The organism is Prevotella sp. MGM2, from assembly GCF_002933955.1.
Classification (GTDB): Bacteria; Bacteroidota; Bacteroidia; order Bacteroidales; family Bacteroidaceae; genus Alloprevotella.
Genome location: NZ_BEWW01000217.1, coordinates 1 through 13,924, shown reverse-complemented (window position 1 = coordinate 13,924; position 13,924 = coordinate 1). Strand labels below are relative to the sequence as shown.

At 48.9% G+C, this 13,924-nt stretch carries 9 protein-coding genes; 1 reads left to right on the top strand and 8 read right to left on the bottom strand.

Features of this window, described 5'->3' with window-relative positions; genetic code table 11:
* Positions 1-718 precede the first annotated feature (718 nt).
* The 6 genes from C5S62_RS05225 to C5S62_RS05200 all read right to left on the bottom strand — a co-directional run bounded on the left by C5S62_RS05225 (position 719) and on the right by C5S62_RS05200 (position 8,853).
* Positions 719-2,182 carry an arylsulfatase gene (locus tag C5S62_RS05225; protein ID WP_223301145.1) on the bottom strand — a complete coding sequence of 488 codons (1,464 nt, stop codon included), beginning with the start codon at positions 2,180-2,182 and terminating at the stop codon, positions 719-721.
* A 99-nt stretch (positions 2,183-2,281) separates the two neighbouring features.
* Positions 2,282-3,808 (bottom strand): T9SS type A sorting domain-containing protein, encoded by a 1,527-nt coding sequence (locus C5S62_RS05220; RefSeq protein ID WP_133159511.1) that lies wholly within the window; start codon positions 3,806-3,808, stop codon positions 2,282-2,284.
* A 186-nt stretch (positions 3,809-3,994) separates the two neighbouring features.
* The gene (locus C5S62_RS05215; RefSeq protein WP_104404355.1) at positions 3,995-5,200 is read right to left on the bottom strand and encodes a Gfo/Idh/MocA family protein; all 1,206 of its coding nucleotides are present in this window, start codon (positions 5,198-5,200) and stop codon (positions 3,995-3,997) included.
* A 122-nt stretch (positions 5,201-5,322) separates the two neighbouring features.
* Complete coding sequence (locus C5S62_RS05210) at positions 5,323-5,577, bottom strand: type B 50S ribosomal protein L31 (RefSeq protein ID WP_104404354.1); 255 nt, start codon at positions 5,575-5,577, stop codon at positions 5,323-5,325.
* Between the two features lie 337 nt (positions 5,578-5,914).
* On the bottom strand, positions 5,915-7,510 hold the full coding sequence (locus tag C5S62_RS05205; protein ID WP_172486074.1) for a beta-N-acetylhexosaminidase: 1,596 nt from the start codon (positions 7,508-7,510) through the stop codon (positions 5,915-5,917).
* Between the two features lie 248 nt (positions 7,511-7,758).
* Positions 7,759-8,853: an AI-2E family transporter gene (locus tag C5S62_RS05200; protein WP_104404353.1), complete on the bottom strand. Its 1,095-nt coding sequence runs from the start codon at positions 8,851-8,853 to the stop codon at positions 7,759-7,761.
* 566 nt (positions 8,854-9,419) lie between these two features.
* On the opposite strand from C5S62_RS05200, the gene C5S62_RS05190 reads away from it, so the two are divergent.
* Positions 9,420-10,100, top strand: a complete 681-nt coding sequence (locus C5S62_RS05190) for a zinc metallopeptidase (RefSeq protein WP_104404351.1) — start codon at positions 9,420-9,422, stop codon at positions 10,098-10,100.
* 110 nt (positions 10,101-10,210) lie between these two features.
* Here C5S62_RS05190 and C5S62_RS05185 read toward each other — a convergent pair whose 3' ends face one another.
* Positions 10,211-11,653, bottom strand: a complete 1,443-nt coding sequence (locus C5S62_RS05185; RefSeq protein WP_104404350.1) for a lipopolysaccharide biosynthesis protein — start codon at positions 11,651-11,653, stop codon at positions 10,211-10,213.
* A 127-nt stretch (positions 11,654-11,780) separates the two neighbouring features.
* Positions 11,781-13,502, bottom strand: a complete 1,722-nt coding sequence (locus C5S62_RS05180) for a putative transporter (protein ID WP_104404349.1) — start codon at positions 13,500-13,502, stop codon at positions 11,781-11,783.
* Between the last annotated feature and the right edge of the window lie 422 nt (positions 13,503-13,924).

Below are 13,924 nucleotides of genomic sequence, written 5' to 3'. Positions count from 1 at the left end.
CTCATAGGAGAAAAGATTGGACGTTATTTGCAAATGTAATAAAATAGCGGCAATAGACAATAAGAATATAAAATATTTTCTAAATATATTTTACATGTGTAATGTGGTCCGGATTTGAAGGTGGTGGCAGGAACGTTATGTAAAGTGAAATCGGGACTTTCCGGCAGGAGAGTTTTCAGATTAAGGATATCATGTTTTCGGCAGCCTATGACGGGCAGGGCTGAGTGGAGGAGTTTATGCGGACGGCGCGGATGCACATTTCGTGCCAAAGTAAAAGAAAACCTCGGATAAGGGTCGGAATGTGCATGCGGCTTTTAACAGATTTAACTTTCTGTTACGTTTCAGCGTGTTAAAATGTAGGTTGCAGGGAAAAGTCCTTATTCGAATTTTAACACGAATACTTGGATTTTGAATTGCAATACGGGGAATTGGATGAATAAATAGGGCGAAAATCTGTTCAAAATGAACCGGAAAACACTGAAAGAGTGGGACTTTCCTATGAGAAATCCCGCTCTGCTGTTACAAATATACACAATTTTCCGGCGGAAAGCAAATAGTGTTAAAATAGAGATATGCCATATTTTTAACTGTGTGCCGAAAGTATGACCTGCCGGACAGAGCGGCCGGCCGAGGCAGAGGCGGACTGAAAGATGTAGCCCGGAAACTTACATAGGATGTAGTTTCCGGGCTATGTTGGGGATGATGAGGCAATGGTGCCTTATCGGGGTAGGGTGACGCTGAACAGCGGACTGTCAATGTGCTCTTTGCGCACAATGTTTTTCAGTTCGTTCACGATGCGGGGATATTTGGCTGCCACGTTGGTGTCTTCGTGTATGTCGGTGGCCAGATCGTAAAGTTCGCAGTTGCCGTTTTTGACCAGTAACTTCCAGTTGCCCTTGCGCACGCCAATCTGGTTGGTTTCGTGGAATTCCCAGTAGAGATAGTCGTGCTTTTTCTGTTTTTTATTCTTGCCGAAGAGTGTCGGGGCAAATGACAGACCGTCGAAATAGTCCTTCGTCAAAGACTTGTTGGAGTAACGGTCTTCGTAGTTGTCTACGCCGATAATGTCGCAGAACGTGGGCATGATGTCGTAGAAGGCCAGTTGGTGGTCGTTGACGCTGCCGGCCTTGATGTGTCCGGGCCAGCGAACGATGAACGGTACACGGATGCCACCTTCGGTGCACGAACGCTTGGTGCCGCGCAGAAGGCCGTCGCGGTTGAAGAACGTGGGATCGGCTCCTCCTTCTTCGTGCGGGCCGTTGTCGCTGGAGAAGATGACGATGGTGTTGTCATCGAATCCCTTTTCCTTGAGCTTGGCCAGAATCTCACCTACATAGGCGTCCAGGCGCGTAATCATGCCGGCGAACTGGGCGTGCACGTGGTCTGTGGGATTATAGCGGCTTCCGCTGTTACCTCCCCACGATTTGTCATCGCAGAAATGTCCTTTGTAAGCTTGCAGGATGGAGTCGTTGGGCTGCACCAGTTCGGCGTGCGGGAGTGTATAGGTGAAGAAACCGTAGAAAGGCTGGTCGGCCGTCTGGTGATCGAGCCATTCGAGGGCTTCCTGATGAATCATGTCTGCCGAATATTGTGACCGCTTTTCGTAACCGGCGCCGTACATGGGGTGCTTGATGTTCTCTTCCATTGTGACGCGGATGACCTCGGTGTCATTGCGGCGCTTGCTGTAACGGTTGAGGAAGTTGGGATAGTACAAATGGGCCTGAAACTGGCAGATGAAACCGTAATATTCGTCAATGCCGCGCTTGTCGGGGGTGGAGGCGGAACCTTCATAGCCGCCGGCCCATTTTCCGAACATGCCTGTGGTATAGCCGTTGTCTTTCATGATCTCGGGAAGAATGACGTGCTCAGGAGCGTAAGGTTCCTGGCCTACAACGGAATAATCCTTGTTCACTCCGTAATCGATCATGGGCGATTTGTTCCAGTATTCCTTGTTGCCGCGCACGTGGGTGTGGCCGGAATGTTGTCCTGTCATAAGTGTTGCGCGGGACGGGGCGCTTACCGGACTGCCGGCATAGGCTTGCGTGAAACGCATGCCTTCGGCTGCCATGTTGTCCAGATGGGGGGTACTGATGTATTGCTGTCCGTAGCATCCCAGGTCGCCGTAACCCATGTCGTCACAAAGAATGAAAATGATGTTGGGCTTTTCAGCCTGCTGCGCCATAGCGCCTATCGGAAGCAGGGCTGCACCCAAGGTCAGAAGTTGCTTATTGTTGTTCATATTTAAAATGAATTTTTCTGTTCGCTAAAAAAGTGTAGGAGATTATAGTTTTATTTTTTGACCGCTTTCGCCGGCGTCTGTCGTTACCTTTACGACATAAGTGCCTTTGGGCAGGTGTTTCACCGGCACTTCGGCCGCTTTGGCCTGCGCTACACGGCGACCAGAGGGGGTATAAACCAAAATGCGCCTTACGGGTGAGGAACTGTGTGCCGAGAGTATGCCGGAAGGTGACAGGGTGAGGCTGGTTTTAACCGTCGCCGGTTGGTTGCCGTTAACGTTGTCTATGCCTGTCGTTACCTGGGTGTTGGGCGAAAAAACGGCTGTCAGCTCCATGTCTTGTGTGACGTCGAAGGAATATTCGGAGGCTGTGGAGATGATGGTATTCTCCTTTTTCCAGCCACGAAATACGGCATTGCCTTTTTTAATGGCTTTTACGGTGAAACGGTCACCGGCGGCGCAAACCGTACTTCCGTCGGCCAGAGGTGTCCCTTCGGCATTTTCCAGAACGACACTGCCTCGCAACGTATCGTTGGGGGATACGGTAACTATGCGGTCGGTTTTCATTGCTGACACATTGACTATGAAGTCGTAAACCGTTCCGATAACATCTTCCTCTGCCTCTGTCATGGCATTGTCGGTGAGGCGTATGCGCAGGCGCGACTTGCCCAGACGGGCTGTGTCGGGAACGTTTATGGCTATGGTTCCCTGAGATTCACCGTCTTTGGAGTGGCAAATATCAAATACTCCATCGCCGTCCCAGTCGAACCACATGCCCACATGGGTATCTGCCGAAATGCCTTCGGCGGTATATGAAAGTTCGAAAGTACCGCCGCGCTGCACTGTAGCCTTGTCGCTGGTATGGAGGGTATAGGCTTTTGAAGGACGTGCTGTGGCCGAGTAATTAAGCTCGTCTGTCACGTCTTTTCCTCTGATCGCCAAATTCTTAAGATAGGCTCTGTCTACCGTTCCGCATGGAAGGAAATAAATGCCGTTGGCACGGGCGTAAGGGCTGTGCGTATAATTGGGAGCTGTCCATTGGTCGGTGGTCTCTGTTATCTCCCAATAGGAATTGCCGCGTCCGGTTTTGATGTGGAAGGCCACCACACCGTTGGCACCGAAGTTGAGACCCAGCGTTCCGTCCTTGGAATTGTCGATGGTTCCTTGATCGGTGCTGCTCATATAGTAGTAGCCGTTTGTGGACGCTCCGGCAGTGTTGTCTTTGCATACTTGATATTCCACTGGGGCTTCTCCCATCGGAACGGGCTGGCCTCCGCCGCCCACCGGAGGCAGGTTGCAGCTTTGTATATACCAGCCGGTTGTGACATTTTGTATGTAGAAACAGTTCTCTTTTTCTGTAGGAATAAATCGCCAGAATTGGCGGTTTGAAGTGTTGTATGAACTATGAAGCAACTGGGAGCCGGACTGGAAAATATAGCCGGACTGATTGCCGAACCGGTTGATGACGTAAACCTTGTCCTTATCGGGAAATCCGGTACCATCGGCCTGAGCCGTTGTCGCGCATAAGGCGGACAAGAGCAGGCCGCTGAATAGAAATAAAAATTTAATCATGCTATAAATGTGTTTTAAAATAGTGTCGCAAAGATAAATAAAATAAAAAAAACATCCATAAAAGTGAGAAAGAAATACTTTCATGGATGTTTTTTTAACTTTTTGCACTCTTGTTGTATGAGAGGAAAATATTAAAAAACTGAATTTTTGTTCTGATGCCTTGCCATTGGGCAAAAACAAACGGTATCAGGCTGAATACATGGTGTAGGCTGTCAGATCGTGCCAGTGTCCGTGGGTGAAATCGGGTATGCTGATGGGGCGGCTGCCTTCGCGGGCTGAACGTTCGCTTAATTCAGCTATGCAAGACCATTCGGCAGCATCGTAAACGTCGATGTCGAGTGGTAAGCCGTGGCGCAGGCAGTGTATGAGCCGTGCATCCATCGTGTAGTTCATTTCGTTAGGTACGTTTTTTCGGTGACCTTCTTGCCACAGTCGTGCGGCGTGCATTTGTGTGTGGAGACGTGCTTCGGCCAAAGCCTCTTCTCCTGTAAGAATGGTATTGCCTGTGAGGTTCTTTATGGTAGGAACAGGATATTTCTGTACGTATCCTTTTGTGCCGCAAACTGTTTGCAGGCGGCTGTAGGGGCGCATGGTCGTTACGTCAAGTTGAAGCAATATGCTTGCGCCTTTGACGGTGCGTATCAGTGTGGAGTTAACCCGGCCTAAAAGATGGTCGGGCCCGCAGCCGCGGGAAGTGAGTGAAACGAGATAATCCATGCGGTCACCGCGGTGTAGGCCAAGCAGCCATCCGATGGGGCCGATGCCATGGGTGGGGTAGGGATTTCCTTTGTGACGGGCGCAACTTTTCTCCATCCAGTTGCCGGCGGTATTGTCCGTATTTCCTGTCAGTCCGAAAGTATCACGCAGGTTGTGTATGTAGGCTCCTTCACAGTGGGTGATTTCTCCTAAAAGTCCTTTATGAGCCATTTCCAGTGTCGAGAGGGCAAAGTGGTCATAGCAGCAATTCTCTGTCATGAAGCAGTGGCGGCGTGTGGCTTCGGCGGTCTCTACAAGTTGATGGCACTCGTCAATGGTTGTAGCGGCAGGTACTTCCACTGCCACATGTTTGCCGTGGCGCATGGCTTCTACTGCCATGTCACAATGTGTGGCCCAGTCTGTACATATATATATAAGGTCTATGTCGGCGCGGTGGCATACTTCGCGCCATGCCTCCGGTCCTTGGTGAAGATCAGCACGCGGCCGTCCGGAGCGTTCCAGACTTTCGTTTGCGGCATCAAGACGTGTCGGGTCTATGTCGGCCAGACAGCGTATGGCTGCGTCTTTTATGAAAGCGTAGCGTTCGAGGGTTTTCATGCCGCGACGTCCCAGACCAATAAGGCCTATTCGTACGAAAGGGAGCGGCGGACAACGGAGTTCTAAAACGGTGTCCATGGTAGTGGAAAAAGGTCTGAAGATGTTTTTCTTTGTCAAGGGAATGATAAAAGCAAATTGGACGTATCCGTTATGGACACGTCCAATTGTTTTAATAACCCTAGTTGAAATTATTATGAAAATTATTTCTTGCGGGATTGTCCATAGCGGCTCATGAACTTATCCACACGACCAGCCGTGTCAACAAGTTTGGATTTACCTGTGTAGAACGGGTGAGAGGTGTTGGAGATTTCAAGTTTTACTACGGGGTAAGTCTCGCCCTCAAATTCTACTGTATCATTAGTTTTGCAAGTAGAGCGAGAAAGGAACATGTCACCGTTGCTCATGTCTTTGAACACTACGGGACGATAGTTCTCAGGGTGAATACCTTGTTTCATTGTGCTATAGCTTTTTTGATTGTTATCTTTGGTACGTTTTGTTTTGGAAGCAAAAAAACGTGTAATGGTTCTAAATCGGCTGCAAAGATACGATTTTCCTTATAGTCCGCAAATATTTTTTACGGATTTTTTTCTTTTCTCTTTATGTACTGTATAAATTATGGAACTGATTATTCAAAATGGTGTTGTGCTGTATTTTTGTTCCCGTTTCTTTCATGTAGTCTTTAATATAGAGGATCGGCTGATCTCCGGTAAAACTGTAAAACAGCGTGGATTGTATGCTGCCGTTCTGACAGCCAGGTTTCTTGAGTGGGATAATCTGGTGGTATTTATAGGTTTAGTCCCATTTATAATTTCCCTGAATCTCTTTTTTTAGGAACGGGCCGAATTCGAATCCTCTCTGTTCGAACCATTCTTTACGTTGGAGGATATTTTGATGGAATATGGGAAATTCTGTTCTGTCTCCTTGATGCCACATTTGTTCTGATAGTGCGAGAATGCGGGGAAACAGCCGGCGGTCTATCATCCGTTCCGTAACGCCGTCATCTGTCCATAAAGCGCAGGTCATGCCTAATATCAGAGGGTTGTTTTCGTTGAATACTTTATCTGAAGGGTTATTCATATAGACGTCATTTAGGTCAAAAGTACGGGCTTTCTCATAGTTGCGCCATGGAGTGAGGGGGAAGTTCAGGTAGGTGTAGTAATTGGAACTGCAGATGACCGGGTAATGATGTTTGATGGCATTCCGGAGTGCCAGATCTTTGTGGGCGCGGTAGTTCCACCATTGGATGACGATGTTGTCCGGTAGTGGATATCCGTCGTGATAAACCACGTCTCCCCAGAAGATGCTCTTCCGTCCTTTTGACTTCAAGTGTTCCGCCATTTGTGCCGAAAACCATAATTGCAAATCATGGCTGTCTTTAAGATTCATCGTGCTGATTCTTTTCTGGCAATCAGGGCATTTGTTCCAGTTCCCTTTGGGAGCTTCGTCTCCCCCCAGATGTATGTAAGGGGATGGAAAGAGTTCGCATACCTCGTCCAGAACGTTTTTGAGAAATTGCAGGACGTCGTCTTTTCCTGCGCAGAATATGTTTTGTGTGAATCCGTGTTGCGGCACTTGAACAGGCAGGCCAAAGCAGCCAAGTTCCGGATAGGATGAGAGCGCCGCTTCGGCATGTCCCGGCATGTCGATTTCCGGAACGATGGTTATATTGCGTTTGTTGGCGTATTCTACGATCTCCCGTATCTCTTCTTGTGTGTAATATCCTTGCTGTTCGTCACCTTTCCCCACCGCGCTTCCTATTTGAGTGAGGCGTGGATATTGTTTGATTTCGATTCGCCATCCCAGACCTTCTGTCAGATGCCAATGAAAATAGTTCATCTTCAGCATTGAGGCCATGTCTATATATTTCTTGATGGTGGCTGTTTTATGGTATTGGCGTCCGGAATCCAGCAGGAAACTGCGCCATTGCATGCGGGGGGCATCGTAGATTTCCGCACAAGTGAAAGTGCTGTTTCCGTCAGAGTCGGCGACCCATTGCCGCAATGTCTGTACGGCATGTGTGAATCCTCTTTTATCGCATGCGGTTATAATCATCTGCTTCGGACTGATTCTTATCCGATAACTTTCGGGAGGCAGAGAGGTATCTGTTTTCCAGCAGATATCGGCTTTGGATTCTTTCTTTGTCCATTTCACTGAAACGTTGCGGAGCACTTCCGAGCAGAAAAATTGAGTATAAAACGCAGAAGTATCATTGACATATATGACTGTTTTCTTCCCTATTTTCAATTTACCTTCTTTCAAGACTATTTGGTGGGGAGAGGGAAACACTATCTGACTGCGCATGACCATTGCCTGCGATGCGAACAGGAGGGCGGAGAGTAACACAATTTTTGCGGAAAGCGCGTGAAATGATTTTAATTTATGGTACATAAGGTGAAAGATTATTGCGACAAAGTTAATGAAAATACCAGTTGGGATGAATTTGTCAACTGGTATTTTTCGCATTTTACTTCTTTTGTCGGGTTTCTCAGAGATGGGTACGGGAAACTATCCTGAGGGGTATTTTGTTTGGCGGTACATAAGTTTCGGCCTCATCCTCCTTGATCCTGCCATTGGAAAAAAGCCGGAGAATTATGGTAGGAACGTTCATATCATAATGAAATGTCGGTTAGCATGTGTTATGGCACATCGGGTATTTCCGATTCTTTGATGGCGTAACGCTTATAGTAAGTCAAGGCCAATGTTGTTACAGGGAGTGCGAGAATAAGTCCGCCTATGCCCATAACGTATGCTCCGACGGAGAGCGCAAGCAGGATGATGGCGGGCGAAAGCCCCATTATCTTACCCATGATGCGAGGAGTGACGATGACATCCTGAATGATTTGCACTACGAGGTAGACCAGCAGCACGCCTCCCAGCATAATCCAGAAGTTAGCACCCGTTTCGGCGGCTCTCAGCAGTGCCAGAATTGCTGCGGGCAAGATTCCGGCTACTTGGAGATAAGGGACGAAACTGATGATGCCGATGAGGCATCCCAAGGCCACAGGCATGGGGAAGCCTATGATGAGGAATCCGGTGGTGAACATGACGCAGTTGCTCAACGCTATGCCCAGCTGGCCGCGGAAGTAGCCACACATGTAGTAGGTGGTGTCATCCACCAGCTGGCGGGCAAAGGCACGGCGGCGTGGCGGGATGAATTTTATCCAGCCTTTGGCGTAGCGTTCGTAGTCGAGCAGGAGGAAGAATAGGTAAAGCAGGCTGATGAGTGAAGCCACGAAACTGATGGCCATGCCTACGGTGGAGTAGAGTAGTTGCCATAAACGGGGCAGGACATTTTTGAGCAAGTCCATGCCGTCATCAGACTGGAGGTATTCCTTTAGGTCCGACTTTTGCACATGTAGGTTGAAGAAGTGGCGGACGGCTTCTGGGACGGTGGCGTTATCCGGCAGTCCTCCGCGTTCCAGGTAGCTCCGTACAACGTCTTTCAGGTGTGCACTCTCTTCAATCATCGGTGGAATGCACAGCCACAATAGTCCGGTCACTATTCCACCGGCCAGCAGCAGGGTGATAATTACGCAGAGTCCCCGCCAGCGCAGATGGCAGGTGTTTTGCAGGAAATTCACCACGGGGTTGAGCAGATAGGCTATGATGCCGGAGATGAGAAAGGGCACTATAACCGGACTGAGGTATTTGAAAAGCAGCACGCTCACGGCAATGCTGCCGATGATGAGGCAGCCGCGCACAAAGCGGTCAAAGGTAATATTTTTTGTCATAGGCCGTAGTTTGTTTTTGATACTCTGCCAGCAAAGGTAATAATTAATAGAGTATGTGGAGCTGTTGCGACTTATAATATATGTGAAGCCATGAAGTGGGGGGGCAGCGTGGAGGCGGAGATCGGTGCGGGAGAGAGCGCTTATGTGGATGCCACACGGTGAGAACTGGCATTTTAATACTATTTGCTTTTCGCCGGAAAAAGTCGTATCTTTGTAACAGCGAAAGCGGACAGTTTGTCAATAACTGCTCGTTTTTTCAGTGTTTCACGGCCATATTTCAGCCGTTTTCCGTCATGTTTTTCGAGAAAAATCCCCGTATTGCAATTTTGATTCCAAGTGTTCGCGTTAAAATCCCGACATGGACTGTAAAGGAATGATAATTGTTGGCATGGTAGTTGCATATATCCCTTTTGAGTTCGGAATAACTTTCGTATCTTTGCTTCGGAATGCTATTGGTGGAGCCGGCTTTCAAAAGAGTCGGCAATCTTCTCCGATGCGGCCCTGTCCGATGTATGATATGGATATTGTACCGGTTTTAAATTTATTAATCAGGAAAATAAGAAAAAATGTATTGGATTTTATTCATCGCTATCGCTCTTATCAGTTATGCCGTACAGGCCAATTTACAGAGCAAGTTTAAAAAATACTCGTCCGTACCTTTGGTGTCAGGCATGACCGGTCGGGAAGTGGCTGAGAAGATGCTGCGCGATAATGGTATTTATAATGTGACAGTGATTTCAACCAGCGGACACCTTACAGATCATTACAATCCGGCCAATAATACGGTAAACTTGAGTGAGAGTGTTTATAACAGTAACTCTGTGGCTGCTGCGGCCGTAGCGGCCCACGAGTGCGGACATGCCGTGCAACATGCCGTGGCCTATGCGCCTTTGAAGATGCGTTCGGCTCTCGTGCCGGTGGTGTCGTTTGCTTCGCAATGGGTGTCATGGGTGTTATTGGCAGGTATCTTGACTTTGCAGACTTTTCCGGAACTGATGTTGGGTGGTATCGTGCTTTTCGCTATGACTACGCTGTTTAGTTTTGTAACGCTGCCGGTTGAGATTGATGCCAGCCGACGTGCTACAGCATGGCTGCAGAGTGCCGGTATCACTTCGAACCGTGATCATTCGATGGCAGTAAGTGCTTTGCGTTCTGCAGCTTATACTTATGTTGTCGCCGCTCTCAGTTCGCTGGCTACACTGATATATTATGTTCTGATGTTTATGGGCAGTCAGCGCGACGAATAGTCCATTGATGAATACAAAAAAACAGGCACTGGTCCGTTTGCGGGCAGTGCCTGTTTTTTTGTGTTGGTGATTTGCGGATCAGACGGTGCGGACCGGTCATGAACAAGCCGTCAGGTCCTGCGTCTGATAAGGAATTTCAGGCTCTCATAGAATACCGTTACACGTGAGATAGCCATGATACTGACGTAGACAGCTACCGCCACGGTTATCTTAACGGAGATGACAGCATAACAGTTTGAGAAAAACAATGTCGCGCCATAAGCCAGGGTTACTGCAATTATCGCACTGAGAAGAAAAGGCATGATGTCGGTAAGAGCCTGCCAAAGTGTCAGTCCGATCAGGCGCTGGACAAAATAGTGCCATACCGGTAGCCATAGAATTCCTAGGGCAACATAAACCGTAACCATTACTTTGACGCCGAAAGGATAGAGTATCAGCAAGGCCAGCAGTTGCAGCAGGCATAGTCCGATGGTGTTCCACATGAATACGTTGCTGCGCCCTTGGCTTATGAGGAAATTCGAATAGAGTGAAGCTACAGGGATAAAAGCGCCGCCTACGCATAATATCTGCATCAGTCGGGCGCTGGGGAGCCATTTTTCGGTGATGAGGATGGTGATGAATTCAGGAGCGATGAGTGCTATCCCCAGCAATATGGGGAAAGAGGTAAATGCTGTGAAGCGCAGCATTTTTCTGAAGGCGCGCCATTCCCGCTCACGGTCGTTTTCCAAACGGGCGAATACAGGCTGTGTTACCCCCCAAAGGGTGTTGCTCAACAGCGAGTGGCCCATATACGTCCACTTGTTGGCCTGATTGTAGTAACCTACCATCCGGTCGCCGTAAAGGCGTCCGAAAAACACGGCGAATATATTGTTGTTGATGTGGTTGAATATGTTGGTGATTAACAGCTTCGAACTGAAGCCTATCATGCCGCGTAACGGGCGCAGGTCTATGTGCCGTGAGGGGCGCCAGCCTGAGAAATACCAACTGAAGAGCGTCACCATGGCACAGAATGTGAGATTTTGTACTGCAATGCCCCAGTAGGCAAATCCTTGCCATGCCAGTAAAACGCCTGTTGTGCCCGAAATGAACAAGGCGGCTAGTGACATCCAGGCTGTCTGTTTCACTTTCAGATGTCGGAACAGGTAGGCACGCGGCGTGGTTCCAAGACTGGATATGACAAAGGAAAGGAATGAAAAGCGGGCCAAGGCGGTCAGTTTTGGTTCGTGGAACCATTCGGCAATGAGTGGGGCGCATAAGAAGAGTAGGATGTAAATGCCCGAACTGCACAGGATGTTGAACCAGAATACGGCGTTATAGTCAGCCTGAGTGGTTTCTTCTTTACGGTTGAGGGCGGAAATGAAACCACTCTCTTGGAGTGAGGCGGCGATGAGTGAGAAAATGGTGAGCATGCCCACCATTCCGTAGTCTTCGGGTAATAGCAGACGTGCCAGCAGTATGCCGAACACGAGGTTGAGTATTTGTTGGACACCGTTGCTGACGGCTCCCCACAGTAAGCCGTTGGCTGTTTTTTCTTTCAGATTTTGTTCGGCCATGATGAGACGGTTTTATTGTTGCTTGTAAGGGCTGGTTCGTTTTCGGCTGTTGGCCTATTAAAACAGATAAATGAGGAATTGGGAATGATTGTGCCCAATTCCTCATTGTATTTTGTTGTGTTCCTTCCTATGAAAGGAAGATCATCAGGACGAGTTGTGCTACAATGATACGCAGGAACATGGAGAGCGGATATACTGTTGAGTATCCTACAGCGGGAGCGTCGTTGCCTGCCGTCTGGTTGGCGAAGGCCAGTGCCGGTGGGTCGGTGTTGGAGCCGGCAATGAGGCCCATGAGGGTGAAGTAGTTTAGCTTCAAGAACTTCTGGGCGATGAATCCCATGATAAGGATGGGAATTATGGTGATGAGGAATCCTGTCCATACGTAGTGGATGCCACCTGTCAGGATGGTGTCCCAGAATTTGGCTCCGGCTTGTATGCCTACGCTGGAGAGGAAAAGCAACAGACCTACTTCACGCAGCATGAGGTTGGCGGAGGTGGAGGTGTAGGTGTTGATTTTGAAGCGATATCCAAAGGCGCCGATGAGGATGGCCACAACGAGCGGGCCGCCGGCCAAACCGAGTTTCATTCCTGCACCGAAATCTATTTGTCCGACAAGTACACCAAGCAGGATGCCGAAGAAGATGGCACCCACGTTAGGATGGTCGAGGCGTTTCACGCTGCCACCGATGGCGTTTTTCACTTGTTCTACGTTTTCCTCGCGGCCGGTCACCAGCAGGCGGTCGCCCACTTGAAGGGGCAGGTTGCGGTCGGCGAAAAGTTCCATGCCGTTGCGTGTTACGCGTGTCACGTTTACGCCGTAGATGGTGCTGAAGTGAAGCTGTCCGAAAGTTTTTCCGTTGATTTCGTCTTTGGTGATGACCAGGCGGCGTGATACGTATTTGGTCTTGTCGAGGTCGGCTGTCCAGTCTTTGGCTACGCGCTCGCCCAAAAGTGCGGTGATAGGCTCCGCTTCGTCTTCGGCGCACACAAGGTGGACTTCCATGCCGATTTCAAGTTTTGTTTCGCCGTTGGGAACAATAATCTCTTCGTTCTTGATGCAACGTGAAATGACAAACTGGCGGTTCAGGAACGAGTGCAGTTCGTGGAGTGTGCGTCCTACCACAGCCTGATTGGTCACCTTGATGACGAGGTGCTTGGGAGTGGCATGAGGGTCGCGCTCCTGGGCCTGACGTATTTTTTCCTGCTCGTGGTCAAGGGAAATCTTGCAGATATAACGTAGGAGGATGGTGGCCAGAATGATGCCGACCACGCCGAGCGGATAGGCGCAGGCGTAGCTTGAGGCAATGTCGGGTACACCGGCTGCTCCCCAGTCGCCGGCGAAATCCTTCACAACAGAGTTGGCGGCACCCAAACCGGGGGTGTTGGTTACGGCACCATACATTGTGCCCACCATCATGGCGATGTTGTAATTGTTCTGGTCGAAGATAAGAAAATAGAGGCACAGCATGACTGTCACGTTGAGAGCTACGATGCCCACAGCTATCAGATTCATACTTACGCCGCCTTTCTTAAAGGTGGCAAAGAAGCCCGGACCTACTTGCAGGCCGATGCAGTAGACAAAGAGAATAAGTCCCAGTTCTTTGACAAAGTCTATCAGTTCTTTTTGTCCGGAGTGGGTGATGAAAGTGTTGGTGGCAGGGTCTACGATGTAGTGGCTGTAGATGTGCCCCACAACGATGCCGGCAAACAGGACAAACGTAACTCCAAGCGCTACGCCGCCGAATTTGATTTTTCCCAGTTTAACGCCCAGGCTGATGACGAGGGCGTAAATGACAACGAGGTGCGCAATCGACCCCGGGTCGCAAATGATTTTTTGTAACCAATCCATATAAAAGTTTTTGTAGTGTTTTTTACGGTGGCAAGTATTTTGAAAATATGTGTTTGCAAAGGTAAATAATTATTTTTACTTAACGCTTGGCAAATGTAAATATCTATGGCGTGTTGCCGTGAAGTGGTGCAAAAAGCATAGTGTGTGTCCCGTCATGCCCGGGCTGTTGCCGGTGTTTTCTCTAAAGGGGATTTTCCGTTATGGGCCGCCGGCATGATAGCCTGTCTGCATTTTAACATTTCTTGCTTTCCGCTGGAAAATGTATTATCTTTGTAACAGCGAAAGCGGGCAGTCATTGGCAAACTGCCCGCTTTCGCTGTATTTTCTGGCTATATTCCAGCCGTTTTCCGCATTGTTTTCCTGGAAATTCGGGTCAAGCCGAAAACACGGTGCATGAATTTTGAGAAAAGTGTTAAATTTGT

What these genes read in the sequence shown, in the direction of transcription:
- C5S62_RS05225 (WP_223301145.1), bottom strand. Translation starts at nt 2,182, where the DNA reads ATGGCGCAGCAGGCTGAAAAGCCCAACATCATTTTCATTCTTTGTGAC.
- C5S62_RS05220 (WP_133159511.1), bottom strand. Translation starts at nt 3,808, where the DNA reads ATGATTAAATTTTTATTTCTATTCAGCGGCCTGCTCTTGTCCGCCTTA.
- C5S62_RS05215 (WP_104404355.1), bottom strand. Translation starts at nt 5,200, where the DNA reads ATGGACACCGTTTTAGAACTCCGTTGTCCGCCGCTCCCTTTCGTACGA.
- C5S62_RS05210 (WP_104404354.1), bottom strand. Translation starts at nt 5,577, where the DNA reads ATGAAACAAGGTATTCACCCTGAGAACTATCGTCCCGTAGTGTTCAAA.
- C5S62_RS05205 (WP_172486074.1), bottom strand. Translation starts at nt 7,510, where the DNA reads ATGTACCATAAATTAAAATCATTTCACGCGCTTTCCGCAAAAATTGTG.
- C5S62_RS05200 (WP_104404353.1), bottom strand. Translation starts at nt 8,853, where the DNA reads ATGACAAAAAATATTACCTTTGACCGCTTTGTGCGCGGCTGCCTCATC.
- C5S62_RS05190 (WP_104404351.1), top strand. Translation starts at nt 9,420, where the DNA reads ATGTATTGGATTTTATTCATCGCTATCGCTCTTATCAGTTATGCCGTA.
- C5S62_RS05185 (WP_104404350.1), bottom strand. Translation starts at nt 11,653, where the DNA reads ATGGCCGAACAAAATCTGAAAGAAAAAACAGCCAACGGCTTACTGTGG.
- C5S62_RS05180 (WP_104404349.1), bottom strand. Translation starts at nt 13,502, where the DNA reads ATGGATTGGTTACAAAAAATCATTTGCGACCCGGGGTCGATTGCGCAC.